Below are 13,013 nucleotides of genomic sequence, written 5' to 3' on the forward strand. Positions count from 1 at the left end.
GAATCAAATTACAGAAATTGTCGGAATTATCAACGGAACTACGAATTATATCCTTACGGAGATGACCGAAAAAAATATGTCGTACCGGGATGCGTTGACGAATGCGCAAAAGCTGGGGTTTGCCGAAGCGGATCCGACGGCAGATGTCGGCGGGTTTGATGCCGCCCGTAAAATTGCGATTTTAAGTTCCATCGGGTTCCGCGCTAATGTGACCAGCGACGACGTCTCTGTCGAAGGTATTGAAGCAATTGACAGTAAAGATATTCAGTTCGCTAAAGAATTCGGTTATGTCATTAAATTATTAGCGGTCGCTCGTCAACAACCAGAGGGCATTGCGGCGGCAGTATATCCAGCGTTTGTACCGCAAGATCATCCGCTGGCCGCGGTGCGCGGTGCGTATAACGCGGTCTACATTGTAGGCAATGCAGTCGATGACATTATGTTTTACGGCAAAGGCGCCGGTTCGTACCCAACGGCCAGTGCCGTATTGGGAGATGTGTTGGAAATTGCTGCTCATTTGCATCATCATACAACCGGCAAAAATGCGTGGCTGAAAGAGAATAATCCGGCACAGTTTATGGATCCCAATTTTGTATTATCATCGTACTATTTCCGTCTCATTGTTGATAATGCGCCCGGCGTTTTGTCGGAGATTTCGCAATGCTTTGCCCAAGACGGCGTGAGCATTAAAACGATGTGGCAACGAGGAAACTTGGAAGAGACAGCGGAAATTGTTATGGTTGTATATCCGGCAGGGGATACGGCTATTCAAAACGTACGGGCAAGGTTGCAAAATTTGAATTGCGTACGTGAAATTGCCAATGTTTTACGAGTGCTTGGGGAAAGCGGCAATGATGAACGTTAAAATTCGCATACCGGCGACGACGGCAAATCTCGGTTGCGGTTTTGATGTGTTCGGAATGGCACTGGACTTATACAATGAAGTTGCATTTATTCCCGGCGAGGAGACTCTTACCGGCGAAATACATGGGGAAGGAGCGGGTACGCTCATATTTAATGAGCAGAATCTTTTCTATAAGAGCATGAACTTTTTCGCCGCTCATTACGGAGTTGATTTACCCCATGGGCATCTGGTGATGAAGCATCGTATTCCCATTGCAAGAGGCTTGGGTAGTTCCTCGGCGGCGGTAGTAGGCGGAGTGTTTTTAGCCAATCAAATTACCGGTCTGCAGCGTTCAAAAGAAGAACTTTTGCCTCTGGTGGTGGAATTGGAAGGCCATCCTGATAATGTTACACCTTGCCTTTTAGGCGGCTTTTGTTCAGCGCATCATATTGATGCCGACTGGCAGATTTCGCAGTTCTCCGTGCCTTCCGACTGGCGTTTTGTAGTCGTATCGCCCCGCTCGGAAGTATCGACGCAAAAGGCTCGGGAGATTATGCCACAGACAGTTTCGTTGCAAGATGCGGTTCAAACCATTTCCGGAGCGGCTGCGTTGATCGGTGCATTGGTGAATCGGCGCCCTCAACTTTTACAAGCGGCATTTGCCGATCGTTTGCACGTACCGTACCGCCTGACGCTTATTCCGCATGGCAAAGAAGTACTGAAAGCTGCTTTGCAGGCAGGCGCGTATGCATCGACTATCAGTGGCTCAGGCAGTACTTTATTGGCGGTTAGCGATGAGAATCATGCCGCTGCCGTGGGAAAAGCTATGCAAATGGAATTTGGTGAAGAGGAAGCGGCGCAGGTGCATATCGTCACAGTTTGCGCCGACGGTGTAGCGTTGATTCCTCTTGACAAAGAGACGTAAAATTAATATTCTATAATAAGATGTCGGGACGTAGCTCAGTTTGGTAGAGCGCTACCTTGGGGTGGTAGAGGTCGCATGTTCAAATCATGTCGTTCCGACCACCTTAACTGGTCCCCTCCTTGTCAGAGGTACCGTGTCAAGGATACATCAGCCAAAGAGGACGGGCTAAGGTCTCTTTGGCTTTTATTTTTTGAACAAAAGGAGAATGATCTAAATGGAAAAAACATTAGTATTAGTAAAACCGGACGGAGTTCAGAAAAAAATCTGCGGCGAAGTGATCTCGCGTTTTGAACGTAAAGGCCTTTCGATCGATGCCATTCGCATGGAACAGATCTCGCCGGAATTAGCGAAAAAACATTATGCGGTACACGAAGGCAAACCGTTTTTTGACGGTTTGATTCAATTCATTACTTCGGGTCCGTTGCTGGCGATGGTAATCAGCGGTGAAAATGCTATTGCAGCCGTTCGCCAAATTAACGGTGCAACGAATCCGATCGAAGCGGTACCGGGCTCGATTCGCGGCGATTTCGCGACTTCGATTGATGAAAATATTGTGCATGCATCGGATGCTCCGGAAACGGCAGCACAGGAAATTGCACTCTGGTTCCCGGAACTGTAAGGAGGCTATTATGGCTAAGGTATACACAAAAACGGGTGATAAAGGGACGACAGCGTTATATACAGGACAACGCCTTCCCAAATATAGCACTCGTGTCGAAACGTACGGGATTATCGATGAAGCACAGGCGGTTTTAGGCATGGCTCGCGCAGCGGCCCAACTGCAAGAAGTCAAAGATGATATTTACTCCCTGCAAAAAGATCTGTGGATACTGATGGCAGATACGGCCAGCCTTGGTAAAGATCCGGACATTACCGATGAACGGGTCGAAGAATTAGAACAAATGATTGATAAGTACGATGCACGTCTGGAGCCGCTTACCAAATTTTTGGTTCCCGGTGAAACCGCGGCTGAAGCATTTCTGAACGTTGCCAGAACAGTAGTGCGTCGTGCGGAGCGCTCTTACTGGAAGTTGCATGCAGAAGAAGGCGAAGAAGTTAACGAAGTTGACATTCGCTATTTAAATCGTCTTTCCGATGTATGCTATATTTTAGGACGTGCAGAGTCAGAATTGAAATAAAAAACAACTCCCACAGGGAGTTGTTTTTTTATTTTATTTCTCATCTGCCGGTTTGCTGTTTTCCTATTCCTTAAGTAAAGTTTCGGCCGGACTGGGATAGAAGAACAGGCAGTGTGTCGGTTGAAACTCTTCACTCGCCGATTTTTTCATAATGAAACGCGTAATTTGCTCTTCAAACGCTATAATATCTTGCGGTTTTATCACAGTATCTTCTACCAATACCGTGATATAATCTTTGACTTCCGGAGCATTTTCGGGAACTTCCGCACGATCCAAAGGGATGCCCAGAATAATTCGGATGGTTGCGGCATACGCATCGTTTGCATCAAAAATAGTAGCGCGATACGTATGTTGCCATAGAGTGCGCATTAAATCTACGCGGTAAGTCTTGTTGTCTGCCATTAATTTCACCTCATTGATTTATTTTTATTATTATAGCCGATTTTACTTAAGATCGCCATAAAGGAGGAAGATGAGTGGGATCCATTACGATGATATTAGGCGGTGCCCGGAGCGGTAAAAGCGCTTATGCCGAAACAATTTTAGCGAAACATCCGGCAGTGAGCAAAGGTTATATAGCAACCGCCCGCGTTTGGGATGAAGAAATGGCTTTGCGGGTACGTTGGCACCGGGAACGTCGCCCCGATACATGGCAAACGTTTATGTATGATTCCCCTAAGTCAAAATCGTTAGCAGAGATCCTACAAGTTTGCGAAGTCTATCTGTTTGACTGTGTTACAATGTATGTAAATAATTTATTAATGGACCGTTTAACGGAAGAGGAGCTTACTCCCGGCAACAACATTTCAAAAGAACGCTTACAGATCGTCACGGAAGCAGTCGAGATGGAGATTCAAAAACTTATCGACACGATTGTTTCCAGTGACAAAGACTTTATTTTTGTTTCCGATGAATTAGGTCTGGGAATCGTGCCGGATAATCCGTTAAGCAGGGTCTATCGAGATTTAGTCGGTTTGGCCAATCAGCGTTTAGCTGCGCAAGCACAACGGGTTGAATTTGTGCTTTGCGGGATTCCGAAACGGATCAAATAAGGAGGACGCATGGCAAAAACAATTATGTTTCAAGGCACCAGCTCGCATGTGGGTAAAAGCATTTTAACGACAGCGTTGTGCCGTATTTTATTGCAAGACGGATATCGTGTGACACCATTTAAAGCACAGAATATGGCCTTGAATTCTTACGTTACGAAAGCCGGCGATGAGATCGGTCGCGCGCAAGTCGCACAAGCGGAAGCGGCAGGGATGGATCCCATCGTGCAAATGAATCCCGTGCTCTTAAAGCCATCCGGAAATCAGACGTCGCAAGTTGTCTTAATGGGGAAACCGGTTGGAGTTTACAGTGCACGTGAATATCATGAACACTACAGTCTGACTGCGTGGGATAAAGTCAAGGAAAGTATGGATTATCTGCGCAACCATTTTGATGTAGTAGTGATTGAAGGCGCGGGCAGTCCCGCCGAAGTGAACCTCAAAGCGACAGATATTGTCAATATGCGTGTAGCGTTGGAATTGGATGCGCCGGTTGTTCTCGTCGCCGATATCGATCGTGGCGGAGCGCTGGCTGCTGTGGTAGGCACTTTGGAATTATTGTCTTCGGAAGAACGTGCCCACGTAAAAGGTATTGTTATTAACAAGTTCCGTGGTGATATTAAGTTATTGGAGCCTGCCATCGATTTTTTGGAAGAGAAAACCAAAATTCCCGTGCTTGGAGTGGTGCCTTACCTGCAAGATTTGGGGATTGATAACGAAGATTCCGTATCCTTGGCAGACAAAAAGCTTTCAGTACAGGCAAAAGAACTTGAAATCGCAGTTTTACAAACACCGAAAATTTCCAATTTTACGGACTTTGACGTATTCAGTCATGAACCCGATGTAGAAGTGCGTTACGTTCGTCGCGGTGACAGTATCGGGCATCCGGATGTGATTATTTTACCGGGCAGCAAAAATACGACAGAAGATCTTTTGTATCTTCAACAGTTTGGTTATGTAGATGAAATTCGTCGTCTTGCTAAAGAAGGTACGCCTGTCATAGGAATTTGTGGCGGCTACCAAATGTTGGGCGAAGAGATTACGGATCCGCAACACGTCGAAAGTAAATACGACCGTATCGACGGAATCGGACTTTTACCACTTTCCACAGAAATGGCAGGAACTAAAACTACCAATCAGGTAAAATTCTCCTGTCGCGACTTTTCTTTTTTGGATCTACATGCGAATTGGGATGACCTTGCGGGCTACGAAATCCACATGGGAAAAAGTGTTTTTACCCATCATGATACGGCTGCTTTTCACATTACTGAACGCAGCCTGCATGAAGTTGATATCCAAGACGGCTTAGTAACCGCAGACGGTAATTGTTTCGGAACTTATATTCACGGTATTTTTGATAATGATGAGTTGCGTCGGGGTATTTTAAACGCATTACGAAAGAAAAAAGGTTTAGCGCCACTTCCGGTTCAATTTCGTTTACAGGAATATAAAGAATCCGAATATGACCGCTTGGCCGCCACAGTTCGCGAAGCATTGAATATGGATTTGGTGTATGAACTGCTGGAATTTGCACCAACGAAAAATCCCATAAAATGACCGCCTACTTATATTGCGCAGTGCCATTTTTGGCGCTGATAGTCGATACTTTCATCGGTGATCCCCGCAGTCGTTTTCATCCGGTTGTTTTGATCGGCAAAGCGATAAGTTTTTGGGAGTCCGTTTTTTTCCGTCCCGCAGCCGGTGCTAAAAAGATGATTTCTGACGGCGTATTTTTGGTTATCGCCGTTTTATTGAGTGTAGCTTTACCGGTGTATATGATTCTGTTCATTTTGGCGGAAATTCATTATACAGCGTATATTATTGGTTGTATTTTCATTCTTTACATCACGATTACACCGCATGCTTTGGCTCGTGATGCAAAAAAAATTTATCGCTGCCTTGCCGATAGAAATCTTCCGGAAGCACGTCGCCAATTAAGTTGGATAGTGGGCCGTGATACAGCACACCTGGAGGAAAGTGAAATTGCCCGCGCTACGATTGAAACCGTAGCAGAAAATATTGTCGATGGGATCATTTCACCGCTATTCTATTTCTGGTTGCTGGGACCGCTGGGGGCCGCTCTATATCGTGCGATCAATACCATGGATTCGATGGTGGGATATAAGAATGAGCGGTATCTGTATTTCGGTCGCGCAGCGGCAAAGCTGGATGATGTGGTCAACTGGGTGCCGGCTCGCTTGACGGCAGGATTACTGTTGGTGAGCAGTGCCGTACTGGGATTTTCAGCTCGGCAGGCCTGGTTGATGATGCGTCGCGATGCGCATACACATCCCAGTCCGAATGGCGGTTACAGTGAAGCCACTGTTGCGGGCGCACTGGGGATTCGTCTGGGAGGCTATAATCAATACCAGGGGAAAACGGAATTTCGGAGTTACATGGGCGATCCCCATGAGAAAATTCAGCGCTTTCATATTCGTAAGACAGTGCAGTTAATGTACGCCAGTACTTTTCTCGGGACGCTTTGTATCACGTTGCTATTACTGCTGGGTGAATTATGAAACCTTTTTTAATCGGATTACAATTTTTAACACGTTTTAAAATCGTTCGTCAGGAAGTGTGGCCGGATGATCAATTCGGTGCTTCCGTTGCATATTTCCCCTTAGTCGGTTTGGTCATCGGAATTTTTCTTGCGCTGCTGTATTGGCTCACCGCAAGTTGGGTGGATTCGTTTTTGATGGCGGTATTGCTTGTCTTAGCCGAAATGATTATTACCGGCGGCTTGCACGCAGACGGATTTATGGACACATGTGACGGCTACTTTTCAGGTCGCAGCCGGGAACGAATGCTGGAGATAATGAAAGACAGCCGCGTCGGCTCGGAGGGGATTGTCGGCTTTGTTTTCTTAGTATTGTTAAAAATCGGTTTATACATGAACATCTCCGGACCGCTTTGGCCGTTACTCATCATCATGCCGCTGATCAGTCGCTGGCTGATGAGTTGGACAATTGTACGTTTTCCTTACGCACGGCCACAAGGAATGGGGAAGGCGTTTGCGGACAATGCTCCTGCATACACATTACAGGTAGCTACCGCTTTCCTTTTATTGGCCATCCCGGTGGCCGGACTTAAAAGCATTTTACCGATGCTTTTTGCCTTTGGTTGGATGCAATGGGCGAATATTCATTTCGTCGAAAAGTTAGGCGGCGTTACCGGTGATACCTACGGTGCCATTACAGAAACATCTGAAATTGTTATTTTATTGATTTGGTTATTGCAGGAACGGATCGGTGTATGGAATTTGTTGTAAAATCTCCGGGAGCATGCGGTGAATTAATTCAGGGGCAAATTGACGGCCAAAACTTTTTAGTTACCTGCCCGATTGAACGGTATTCCATTGCAACAGCATGGCCTAAAACGACCACTCAAACCCATGAGCTTCCGTATAAAGCGCAACAAGCTGTAGCGGTGACCAAAGAGTACTTAAGGATTGTGCGGGATATTGATGTGGTATTGTATTCCGAACTGAAGGACGGTAAGGGTATGGCCTCCAGTTCGGCGGATATTAGTGCCGTTTGTTTAGCGGTTGCCTTAGCTGCCGGACGACATTTGTCGATGCAAGAATTGGCGCGTTTAGCACTGTCTATTGAGCCCAGCGATGCCACCTTTTATCCGGGCATTGTTCAGTTTGACCATTTGCAAGGACATTTTTTACGGCCGCTCGGTCATTTTCCGGAAGCCTATATTTGCATTTTTGATCAAGGCGGAGTGATCGACACAGTAGAATTTAATGCCCGCGAAGATTTGATCAGTAAGCGCGCCGCTAAAGAAAAAGAAATACAAAAAGCCCTTACCTTATTGGTAGAAGGTTTACGTAAGGGTGATATGATAAAAATCGGAACAGCCGCCACAATGAGTGCCTATGCCAATCAGAGAATATTGCCGCGTCCGTATCTTGCAGATTTGGACGCGTGGGGGAAAGCGTTAGGTGCTAACGGCGTTATTGTTGCGCATAGCGGTACCGTTTGCGGTTTACTATTGACAGATCTCAAAAAGTTGGACGATATTCGCAAGGGTCTGTCGGTTGAGTTTGGCAATACACTGACATTTTTAGACTGTGTAAAAGTTTATAATGGAGGCATACATTTTGTCCGCAGATCTTGATGCACTATATACTTCGTTCCAACATGGCGGCAATATTTATGCATTGCCGCCATCTGTACGGGAGCAAGTAGAAGACTTCAGTGCCAATATCAATCCGTTAGGCCTTTCGCCGGAAGGCGTGGAGGCGTTACAGGATTGGCCAACCTTGGCTTTGCATTATCCGGAACCCAATAATAGGACGTTACGAAAAGCACTGTCCCGGTTTTATCAACACGATGAGGCCGGAGTTGTACTTGGCAACGGAGCTACGGAACTTTTATTTACTGTCTTTAGATATTGGCGGCCGTCTACCGTTTGGATCCCTGTGCCGACATTCAGTGAATATGCACGGGCGGCTATTTCGGTCGGAGCGGAAATTCGCCAAATTGCATGGGAAGATATCCCAAACAGTGTGACGAAGATGAGCAAGGGGGAAGTCCTTTGCATTTGCTCACCCAATAATCCGACCGGCGTATATACCGATGTCAGTCAACTAAAGAAGTGGTTACAAGCGGCACGCACACGTGGCGCACGTATTCTGGTGGACGAGTCGTTTATTGATTTTAATCCTGATCTGGATACGGCCAGAAGCCTTGTCGATAAACGGGATGACTTTGTGGTTTTACATTCGTTGACAAAATTTTGGGGCATCCCTGGCTTGCGGGCCGGCGTCATGTTTACTGCGCCGGAATTAGCGGAAACCATGCATGCTGATCTCGACATTTGGAATGTAAATGCTCTGGCGGCTTCTTATTTAAAAGCCGCCTTGAATGATATAGAGTATTTTCAAAATACGCAAAAATTTGTCTATGAGGAAAAAAAGCGTGTATATGAAAAATATACAGCGCTCCCGGAACTTTTTATATATCCGCCTACAGCTAATTTTATTCTGCTGAATTTGCAGAGAAAACTCACGGCTGCTGAACTTACCGAACGTTTATTGGCGCAGGGCTTAATGATTCGCAATTGTGACAATTATCCCGGCCTTGATTCGTACCATGTACGGATTGCTATTCGTCAGGCCGCCGCCAATGACAGGTTGTTTGCGGCTATTTCTAAGGAGGTATCGCAGTCCTCGTGATTACACTTTATTTGATTCGCCACGGTGAAACCGTTTGGAATTTTTCCGGTCAGTATCAAGGCGTGACGGATGTCGCGCTGAGTGATTTAGGGCGTCGGCAGGCACAATGTTTGGTGGATTATTTTGCCGATTTGCCATTAGACGCCATTTATTCGAGTGATTTAGAGCGTGCTGTGGAAACGGCACAACCTTTGGCCATATCCAAAGGTCTTACTGTTGAATTACGTTCGGGATTACGAGAAATTAATTTCGGTGACTGGGAAGGTCTTACCTATGAGCAGATTAATTCCAAGTGGCCGGGAAGCATTGAGCATATGTATGCCAATGCGTCAAGCGTGCGTATTTCCAACGGAGAGTCGTTTGGCGATGTTCAGCATCGTGCCGCGAAAACGATCGAAGAGATCACTCATAATCATCCGGATGAGGCGGTAGCCATTGTATGTCACGGCGGCACTATCCGCTGTATTTTGTGTACTTTACTTGGTTTAGATCTGGACCTCGCCTGGAATTTTCGGCAGGCGAATGCCAATGTTACCATGATCGAATATTATGGCGATCGCAACTTGTTGGCACTTCTCAATGACACGCATCATTTAAAAAAAATTATAAGTTAAAATCATAGTTTTTAAATACTTTTTATGGTAATATTAAGTTGAATAAATATACAGGAAGGCGTTATACATGGTAGCTCAAAATCACCTTCCCAAACCACAGGATCATTCTGCCATTTGGGTGCATAAAGATGAGAACGTCAGATTTCTGAGTGATTTTACCGGTGACAGCACCGAACTTTTAATTACACCGCAAAGACATCTTTTAATCACCGATTCCAGGTATACGGAACAGGCGACGGCGGAGGCTGAAGATTGGGAAGTTGTCAATCATCAAGGACAATTATATGCCACCATCAGTAAAATCTTACAAGAGGAAAATATATCCTTATTATCGGTAGAAGCAAGTTCATTATCGGTAATGGCATATTGGAAGTTGCAAGAACAGTGTCCTGAACTAGTCATAAATAACATCGATTTAGATCCATTGCGTCAAGTCAAAATAGATACGGAGCTTTACTATTTAAAAAGAGCCGCACAAATAGCGGCGAATGCGTTACATGATATTTTACCGCAGATCGCAGCACAACGCACCGAAAATGAAGTACGTATTGCTTTGGAACAGGCCATGCTTGCGCATGGTTCGGAACATACCGCGTTTGCTACGATTGTTGCTTCGGGTAAACGTTCCGCATTGCCGCATGGTACGGCAACCGACAAGCGCATTGAGATCGGTGACTTCGTGACGATCGATTTTGGCGCAGTGTATCGCGGCTATCATTCTGATATGACACGCACCTTTGTGATCGGTTCAGCAAGCGATCGACAGAGACAACTATATGACGCGGTCGCACACGTACAAAGAGAAAGTGTAAAAAAAGTTCGAAGCGGTGTAGCGGCCCACACTATCGATGCATTTGCGCGACAGGAATTCGTGAAGGCAGGGCTGAATCAATATTTCATTCATTCGCTTGGCCATGGGGTAGGGTTGGAAATACATGAGTTACCTACACTATCACCGAAATGTGAAACCGTGTTGGAACCTAATATGGTAGTTACCGTAGAGCCAGGGATATATATATCCGGATATGGCGGTATACGGATTGAAGATACAGTAGTGGTAAAAGAGGGAGAACCTGAGGTAATCACGCTTTTCCCCCATGAATTAATGGAGCTTTAAAAGTCAATAGAGTATTTGAAGTGGAGGCTTAACAGATGATTTCTAGTAACGATTTTCGCCCGGGTGTAACGATTGAAATTGACAATCAAGTATGGCAGGTAGTGGATTTCCAGCACGTTAAACCAGGTAAGGGGGCCGCTTTCGTACGTGCCAAAATCAAAAACTTGCAAACCGGTGCGGTCATAGAACGCACCTTTAACGCGGGTGAAAAATTACCGAAAGCGCAAGTGGATCGACGCCCGATGCAATATCTTTATGCAGACGGTGACAGCTTCAATTTCATGGATACAGAAACCTATGATCAGGTTATGCTGACGAAAGATCAGTTAACGGAAGCTCTGAATTTTTTGAAAGAAAATATGGAAATCACGGTACTGTTCTTTAACGGCACAATTATCGGTGTTGAGCTGCCAAACTCTGTAGATTTGACGGTAGTTGAAACAGACCCGGGAATTCGTGGAGATACGGCTACAGGCGGAACGAAACCGGCAAAATTAGAAACAGGATATGTTGTAAAGGTGCCGATGTTTATTAATGAAGGCGACGTTTTGCGAATTGATACCCGTTCAGGCGCCTACATCGAACGCGCATAATTTTAGAAGTCTACAAAAGCGATGATTTTCATCGCTTTTGTTACATCAAAGGAGATCCATGTCACTTGCAGCAGAGCATACCGAGTGGGGAGATATTCAAATATCCGATCAGGCTCTCGCAGCTATTGTGGGAATAGCTACCAGAGAATTTTCGGATATCGTTGGCATGGAGTCCACATTAATCCATGACATCAGCTCCATGTTCGGAAAAGATCCGAATACACTGGGAGTATCGATTGATTCTAATGAAAACGAAGTAAAAGTGGACCTTTACCTTCGTGTGAGGTATGGTTTGCGAATCCCTGACCTTACTTTGCGATTGCAGGAGGCGGTACGCAGCACTTTGGAAAAGTATACAGGGGTTACCGTACTGGCCATCAATGTATATGTGCAAAGCATTGCTTTTGAACCGATGGAAAGCGTGTCAGACGATGGCACCAAATAACAAAACTACCGACGTAAATATGCAGTTGGCATATAATCTGATGGCCATGAAGATTCGTGATAGGATCATGGCCGAGCCGGGTGTCGCCGCCATTACAGAACATATGATGGATGAATTTATGACATCGCTACCAATGAGTCGCCGTAAGCTGATTCACGGCATTGTTCTAAGCAAACACAAGGATGGTTGGTATATTGCCGTTTCCTTGATTTTGTATTACGGTTATGAAATCATTCCCCTATGTCGTAAGCTGCAGTCAGAAATCATTCAAAAATGGAAAGAAGAAGAGGGAATTACCATTAAAGAAATACAGATTTATATTGAAACCGTTGTAAATGAGGAACCCATATGACCAGAAGACAAGCCAGGATTCAGGCTTTGCAATTGCTCTACAGTCGTGAAATCAATCCTGAGGCGGAAAAATCTGTATTACCGGATCAGGAGAGTAGCGGTCATGATGAATATGCGCAAAAAATAATCACTGCTGTTGATCAAAATCAAACGGCGATTGATGTTCTTATCAATCGATACAGTAAAAACTGGAACACTGCACAAATGAATAAAGTGGATCTGGTGCTACTGCGGATGGCGATTGCGGAAAGTAAATATATTGAGGACGAGGAACTGACACCAGCTATTATCATCAATGAAGCGTTGGATTTAACACGCCAATATTCTACCGATGAAGCCGTACGATTTGTTAACGGAGTATTGGATGCTGCCATGAAAGATTCCTGATTATGCATGCACTCGGCATTGATACCAGTTGTTACACTACATCCGTAGCTATTGTCAATGAAAAATTCGAAGTCGTGACACAAGCACGACGCCTTTTAAAGGTTAAGGCGGGAAAACGCGGTCTTTCTCAATCCGAAATGCTTTACCAACATGTTCGTAATTTGCCGGAGTTGATCATGCAATTGCGGCAAGAATACGCCGGAAAGATAGATGTGATTGGCGTGTCCGCTGTTCCGCGTCGTCGGGAAGATTCCTATATGCCGGCTTTTTTGGCCGGATTAGGAACAGCGCATTCGCTGGCAAGTGTCTTACGTGTTCCTTTGTACCGCTTCAGTCATCAGGAAAATCACGTTTTTGCAGCCATTCG

At 45.4% G+C, this 13,013-nt stretch carries 17 protein-coding genes, 1 tRNA gene and 1 pseudogene; 18 read left to right on the forward strand and 1 reads right to left on the reverse strand.

The features are described 5' to 3' along the window. The 5 genes from RDN69_RS04185 to RDN69_RS04205 all read left to right on the forward strand — a co-directional run. Nucleotides 1-865 (forward strand): homoserine dehydrogenase (locus tag RDN69_RS04185; RefSeq protein WP_288218283.1); only part of this gene is annotated, 865 nt, incomplete at its 5' end. After that, nucleotides 852-1,769 (forward strand): homoserine kinase, encoded by a 918-nt coding sequence (gene thrB, locus RDN69_RS04190; protein WP_024049246.1) that lies wholly within the window; start codon nucleotides 852-854, stop codon nucleotides 1,767-1,769. The genes RDN69_RS04185 and thrB, both read left to right, overlap by 14 nt. Nucleotides 1,770-1,793: 24 nt before the next feature. Beyond that, a tRNA-Pro gene (locus RDN69_RS04195) sits at nucleotides 1,794-1,870 on the forward strand. Nucleotides 1,871-1,983: 113 nt separating this feature from the next. Continuing rightward, nucleotides 1,984-2,388: a nucleoside-diphosphate kinase gene (gene ndk, locus RDN69_RS04200; protein WP_024049245.1), complete on the forward strand. Its 405-nt coding sequence runs from the start codon at nucleotides 1,984-1,986 to the stop codon at nucleotides 2,386-2,388. 7 nt (nucleotides 2,389-2,395) lie between these two features. Further along, the gene (locus tag RDN69_RS04205) at nucleotides 2,396-2,908 is read left to right on the forward strand and encodes a cob(I)yrinic acid a,c-diamide adenosyltransferase (protein ID WP_036467724.1); all 513 of its coding nucleotides are present in this window, start codon (nucleotides 2,396-2,398) and stop codon (nucleotides 2,906-2,908) included. 63 nt (nucleotides 2,909-2,971) lie between these two features. Here RDN69_RS04205 and RDN69_RS04210 read toward each other — a convergent pair whose 3' ends face one another. Continuing rightward, nucleotides 2,972-3,310, reverse strand: a complete 339-nt coding sequence (locus RDN69_RS04210; protein ID WP_024049243.1) for a hypothetical protein — start codon at nucleotides 3,308-3,310, stop codon at nucleotides 2,972-2,974. A gap of 74 nt (nucleotides 3,311-3,384) precedes the next feature. Between RDN69_RS04210 and cobU the strand changes: the two genes are divergently transcribed. The 13 genes and pseudogenes from cobU to RDN69_RS04275 form a co-directional block, all read left to right on the forward strand. Beyond that, complete coding sequence (gene cobU, locus RDN69_RS04215) at nucleotides 3,385-3,960, forward strand: bifunctional adenosylcobinamide kinase/adenosylcobinamide-phosphate guanylyltransferase (RefSeq protein ID WP_024049242.1); 576 nt, start codon at nucleotides 3,385-3,387, stop codon at nucleotides 3,958-3,960. Between the two features lie 9 nt (nucleotides 3,961-3,969). Next, nucleotides 3,970-5,514 carry a cobyric acid synthase gene (locus RDN69_RS04220; RefSeq protein ID WP_024049241.1) on the forward strand — a complete coding sequence of 515 codons (1,545 nt, stop codon included), beginning with the start codon at nucleotides 3,970-3,972 and terminating at the stop codon, nucleotides 5,512-5,514. 20 nt (nucleotides 5,515-5,534) lie between these two features. Continuing rightward, nucleotides 5,535-6,476, forward strand: a complete 942-nt coding sequence (gene cbiB / locus RDN69_RS04225) for an adenosylcobinamide-phosphate synthase CbiB (protein ID WP_308530372.1) — start codon at nucleotides 5,535-5,537, stop codon at nucleotides 6,474-6,476. Continuing rightward, nucleotides 6,473-7,225 (forward strand): adenosylcobinamide-GDP ribazoletransferase, encoded by a 753-nt coding sequence (gene cobS, locus RDN69_RS04230; protein WP_024049239.1) that lies wholly within the window; start codon nucleotides 6,473-6,475, stop codon nucleotides 7,223-7,225. Before cbiB ends, cobS begins: the two co-directional genes overlap by 4 nt. Then, nucleotides 7,210-8,079 carry a GHMP kinase gene (locus RDN69_RS04235; RefSeq protein WP_024049238.1) on the forward strand — a complete coding sequence of 290 codons (870 nt, stop codon included), beginning with the start codon at nucleotides 7,210-7,212 and terminating at the stop codon, nucleotides 8,077-8,079. Before cobS ends, RDN69_RS04235 begins: the two co-directional genes overlap by 16 nt. After that, complete coding sequence (locus RDN69_RS04240; RefSeq protein ID WP_024049237.1) at nucleotides 8,063-9,139, forward strand: histidinol-phosphate transaminase; 1,077 nt, start codon at nucleotides 8,063-8,065, stop codon at nucleotides 9,137-9,139. The genes RDN69_RS04235 and RDN69_RS04240 overlap by 17 nt, the downstream gene beginning before the upstream one ends. Continuing rightward, on the forward strand, nucleotides 9,136-9,753 hold the full coding sequence (gene cobC, locus RDN69_RS04245; RefSeq protein WP_159821906.1) for an alpha-ribazole phosphatase: 618 nt from the start codon (nucleotides 9,136-9,138) through the stop codon (nucleotides 9,751-9,753). The genes RDN69_RS04240 and cobC overlap by 4 nt, the downstream gene beginning before the upstream one ends. Nucleotides 9,754-9,820: 67 nt before the next feature. Next, entirely contained in the window at nucleotides 9,821-10,870 is a 1,050-nt protein-coding gene (locus RDN69_RS04250; RefSeq protein ID WP_024049235.1) for a Xaa-Pro peptidase family protein, read from the forward strand. Between the two features lie 35 nt (nucleotides 10,871-10,905). Continuing rightward, nucleotides 10,906-11,463, forward strand: coding sequence for an elongation factor P (gene efp / locus RDN69_RS04255; protein ID WP_024049234.1), 558 nt, complete (start codon nucleotides 10,906-10,908; stop codon nucleotides 11,461-11,463). A gap of 58 nt (nucleotides 11,464-11,521) precedes the next feature. Beyond that, a complete protein-coding gene (locus RDN69_RS04260) occupies nucleotides 11,522-11,908 on the forward strand; it encodes an Asp23/Gls24 family envelope stress response protein (protein WP_024049233.1) in 387 nt (128 codons plus the stop codon). Next, a complete protein-coding gene (locus tag RDN69_RS04265; RefSeq protein WP_036467705.1) occupies nucleotides 11,895-12,260 on the forward strand; it encodes an Asp23/Gls24 family envelope stress response protein in 366 nt (121 codons plus the stop codon). Before RDN69_RS04260 ends, RDN69_RS04265 begins: the two co-directional genes overlap by 14 nt. Then, a complete protein-coding gene (gene nusB, locus RDN69_RS04270; protein WP_024049231.1) occupies nucleotides 12,257-12,646 on the forward strand; it encodes a transcription antitermination factor NusB in 390 nt (129 codons plus the stop codon). Before RDN69_RS04265 ends, nusB begins: the two co-directional genes overlap by 4 nt. A gap of 2 nt (nucleotides 12,647-12,648) precedes the next feature. Then, nucleotides 12,649-13,013: pseudogene (locus RDN69_RS04275) on the forward strand (metallohydrolase); the annotation flags it as partial.

This window comes from uncultured Negativicoccus sp., from assembly GCF_902480485.1.
Classification (GTDB): domain Bacteria; phylum Bacillota; class Negativicutes; order Veillonellales; family Negativicoccaceae; genus Negativicoccus; species Negativicoccus succinicivorans.

Coding starts and splice junctions, on each gene's coding strand:
- thrB (WP_024049246.1), top strand. CDS start 852: ATGATGAACGTTAAAATTCGCATACCGGCGACGACGGCAAATCTCGGT.
- RDN69_RS04250 (WP_024049235.1), top strand. CDS start 9,821: ATGGTAGCTCAAAATCACCTTCCCAAACCACAGGATCATTCTGCCATT.
- RDN69_RS04210 (WP_024049243.1), bottom strand. CDS start 3,310: ATGGCAGACAACAAGACTTACCGCGTAGATTTAATGCGCACTCTATGG.
- efp (WP_024049234.1), top strand. CDS start 10,906: ATGATTTCTAGTAACGATTTTCGCCCGGGTGTAACGATTGAAATTGAC.
- nusB (WP_024049231.1), top strand. CDS start 12,257: ATGACCAGAAGACAAGCCAGGATTCAGGCTTTGCAATTGCTCTACAGT.
- ndk (WP_024049245.1), top strand. CDS start 1,984: ATGGAAAAAACATTAGTATTAGTAAAACCGGACGGAGTTCAGAAAAAA.
- RDN69_RS04260 (WP_024049233.1), top strand. CDS start 11,522: ATGTCACTTGCAGCAGAGCATACCGAGTGGGGAGATATTCAAATATCC.
- RDN69_RS04220 (WP_024049241.1), top strand. CDS start 3,970: ATGGCAAAAACAATTATGTTTCAAGGCACCAGCTCGCATGTGGGTAAA.
- cobS (WP_024049239.1), top strand. CDS start 6,473: ATGAAACCTTTTTTAATCGGATTACAATTTTTAACACGTTTTAAAATC.
- RDN69_RS04235 (WP_024049238.1), top strand. CDS start 7,210: ATGGAATTTGTTGTAAAATCTCCGGGAGCATGCGGTGAATTAATTCAG.
- RDN69_RS04265 (WP_036467705.1), top strand. CDS start 11,895: ATGGCACCAAATAACAAAACTACCGACGTAAATATGCAGTTGGCATAT.